Raw genomic sequence first — 3,555 nt, forward strand, 5'->3', positions numbered from 1 at the left:
CCTCTACAAGATGCCCCTCTAAATCCTCTACGTGATAGTCTGGCAAGGTCAAAGCCGCCATTTTCTTGAAGCCTTCTGTCGGGTGCAACTCCTTAAATGGACAAACCGCTACATCGACAATCGTGCTGACAGTGTCCACCTTGCTATGCAAGCCAGTGTTAATAACTGTAAAGAGATGCTCACTCTGAGCTTTCTGAGTCGCGAGTTTCTCTTTCCATTCATTCAGAAGGTTGGTCTTGACAAAGTTTCCAACTTGGTTGACCTTGGCAAAACGAACTTCCATTTCACGGTGAACTTCGTCAATACTACAACCACAGATACTATCATGAGGTGCATTTTGTAAGAGCGTCTTCCAGGCATAGGTCAATTGATCCTTGTGATTGTGACCACCTGTAATGATGGTCAAAGGTTCCACCACTTGCTCCAGCAAATTGCTGTTTTCTTGAAAGGCTTGTTTGAGGTAAACGCGTGAAGAAGAGGTATTGGCAAGAGTGTACCAGCCATCGGTTTCCTGACTGGTCAATTCCCCCGTAACCGTTGATAATTGTTCAGGAAGCGCACTTTCCACTGCTTGCACATATTCATCAAAGGAGCTATGAATAAAGGTCACATCAGGGAAAAGCTCATTGGCCACGCGAATAGCTTCACTCAAGTTCCGTTGAACCGGTTGGTGGTCGCAACCGTTCATCATCAACCATTGGTTGGTCGATGCATAGTCACGAACGTCTGCCAATTTTTGTTTCCAGAAAGCCAAAGCTTCATCTTTATCCACTGGAATTTCATTCCCATTACTGTACCAGTTAGCAAATAGAATGCCGAGTACACGGCTACCATCCGCCCCTTGCCAGTACATTTCAGAAAATTGAGAGGTGAATTGCTCATCTTCGAGGACTTGGTTGTCAAAGCCGATTGGTTTGACCCCGCGCCCAAAGGCTGCTACGTGAATACCTGATTTTTGAAGGATTTGAGGAGCTTGCCCCATATTCCCAAAGGTATCTGGGAAGTAACCAATTTGAGTAGATTTGCCCCATTTGGCACATTCAGCCTGTCCAATCAAGGTATTGCGGACATTGGCTTCACTAGAGATCAGGTAATCATCCTGCAAAATATAGAAGGGACCAATCTTGAGCTTGCCCTCGTCGATATAGCGCTGCACCTTGTCGCGATTTTCAGGGCGAATTTCTAAATAGTCATCGAGGACGATGGTTTGTCCATCCAAGTGGAAACTTTTGAATTCAGGGTCATTTTCAAAAAGATCAAAGAGATTGTCAAAGAGTTCCACCAATTGCATGCGGTGACTTTCAAAAGGTAAATACCACTCACGATCCCAGTGGCTGTGAGAGATGATATGTACAACAACATTTTCCATGAGTAAAACCTCATTCTAACTTAAATTTAAAAATATATTTTTGATTCTTTCCCAGAATCTGTTGAGCGACAGCTCATTAGCGAATATCCAAGTAATCCAAGACCAATTCACAGAACATCATGTTGGCCCAAGAGAACCATTCACGCGAATATTTGGTTGGATCATCCACGTGGAAACTTTCGTGCATGACACCTGTTCCACCATCGCAGGCAACCAACTGATCCAGCAAGAATTTCTTCTCAGCTTTATCTGTCGTTGTCAATCCTTGGATGGATAAAGCAATCGGCCAGATATAGCGATAGAAGGTATGAGAACTTCCGAGTCCGCTTGCGTACTTCCCTTCATAGAAGTAAGGGTTTTCAGAGCTCAAAATCGTCCGACGAGTGGCTTGATAGACCTCATCGTCGATCGCGCAGTAGCCAAGATAAGGAGCTGCCAACAAGCTTGGCACGTTTGGATCATCCATGATGCTAGAATTTCCCAAACCGTCTACCTCAAAGGCATAGATCTTCTCGCCCTTACTGTTAGTAGTGTAGGCGTAGTTTTCGATCCCTTCTTGAATCTCCGCTTGGAGGCGTTTGGCATCTGCAATGATACTCTCACTATCAGCTAGATTCAATGCTGCAAAGATTTCTTGGACATAACCCAAAACAACTACTGCAAACATATTTGACGGGATCAAGTAGCTATACTGACAGCAGTCATCGCTTGGACGGAAAGCTGACCAGGTCATTCCTGTCACAGCAAAATCTGGCCCAAAGCCGTCATTTACCAAGGTATCTTCCTTACGATCGGTATCCCGAACAAAGCGATAAGGTGAATTCTTGTGGTCTTGTTCTACCGTCCAAAGATGAAGAATTTCCTTGGTCGCTGTAACAAAAGTTTCATCAAACTGGCTAGTCTCACCAGTTTCTTTCCAAAGGAGATAAGCCAACTGCAAGGGATAGCAAAGCGAATCCACTTCATACTTGCGTTCCCAAATCCAGCCATTGAGGTCTGTATGGTCTGTTTCGTGGTGCCCCTTCCAGTTTTCCTCAATATTAAAAGAGTTAGCATAGGGATCTTTAAGGATCAAGGTCATCTGACGTTTGACCAAACCGGCAATGGTCTGACGTAAACGAGGGTCTCTTTTTGCCACATGAAGGTAGGGTCTCAGCTGAGCAGTCGAGTCCCGAAGCCACATAGCTGGGATATCTCCTGTCAGGACAAAGGTCGAGCCATCTTCCAAAATTTCAACTGTATTATCTAAGGTATCTGTGTAGCAACGCTCAAAGACATCCACCCACTCAGGGTAATCTCTAGCACGTTCTGCTACTTGATCCAACCATTCTCTGACGATTTCTTTTGAATAGGTCATTTATTTTCCTCACACGTATCGATTCTTTCCTATTCAGTATAAAAGATTTCAAAGGGGAAATACATACGCAAATTATAGCCCTTTTTCTACAAACTTTTCTAGTTTTAAAAATTGCTTTCAGATTCTAGTAGCTTCTGCTAAAATAAAGAAAGAAAAGGGCTTAGAAGCTCTACTTTAATACAGGAGATCCTTTATGAAGACCGATTTGACTCGCATTGATACCCGCTTAGGAACAGACAATCACCCAGCTTATTCCAACGGCAACACCCTCCCTTACACAGGAGTTCCTTTTGGGATGAATTATTTTCTCCCACAGACGACACATGAACAGGGTGCTTGGTTTTTCAACCCCAACCTTCCAATCTTTCAAGGCATTCGCTTGACCCATCAGCCGAGCCCTTGGATTGGGGATTTTTCTTGGTGTCTCCTCACCCCACTAACAAACATACCGACTCAAGAAGACCTCTATTTTAGACAGAGCAGTTACCGGATCCAAGAAGCTGTCTTTCAGCCCCATTATTTAGCCCTCACCTCAGAGCGCTATCAAATCCACACAGAGGTGACGCCAAGCCTCTATGGAGCCTTCCTTCGCTTTAGGGGGCCATCTGAACTAGCGCTTGCCTTGCACTGTCCCAATGGACTAACTGAGCTAGAATTCGGAGAAACAAATCTTCACTTCCACATCCTAGATCAAAATCATACAGACCAACAAGACTTTCCGTTCTATCTTCATTTCGAATTTGACCAAGCTATCACTCGAACTCACTGGCTAGGGCAGGATTTGATCCTAGAGTTTGACAGCCCCATACTAGAAGCTCGATTAGGCACT

At 44.4% G+C, this 3,555-nt stretch carries 2 protein-coding genes and 1 pseudogene; 1 reads left to right on the top strand and 2 read right to left on the bottom strand.

Annotated features, from left to right (window positions below):
* The coding region (locus tag ACLOR3_RS10295; protein WP_497868184.1) for a glycoside hydrolase family 38 N-terminal domain-containing protein at positions 1 to 1,369 on the bottom strand (1,369 nt) is incomplete at its 3' end.
* A 76-nt stretch (positions 1,370 to 1,445) separates the two neighbouring features.
* Positions 1,446 to 2,726: a glycoside hydrolase family 125 protein gene (locus ACLOR3_RS10300; protein WP_411400972.1), complete on the bottom strand. Its 1,281-nt coding sequence runs from the start codon at positions 2,724 to 2,726 to the stop codon at positions 1,446 to 1,448.
* 193 nt (positions 2,727 to 2,919) lie between these two features.
* Between ACLOR3_RS10300 and ACLOR3_RS10305 the strand changes: the two are divergent.
* Positions 2,920 to 3,555: pseudogene (locus tag ACLOR3_RS10305) on the top strand (GH92 family glycosyl hydrolase); the annotation flags it as partial.

The organism is Streptococcus intestinihominis, assembly GCF_046824975.1.
Taxonomy (GTDB): Bacteria; Bacillota; Bacilli; order Lactobacillales; family Streptococcaceae; genus Streptococcus.

Coding starts and splice junctions, on each gene's coding strand:
- ACLOR3_RS10300 (WP_411400972.1), bottom strand. CDS start 2,726: ATGACCTATTCAAAAGAAATCGTCAGAGAATGGTTGGATCAAGTAGCA.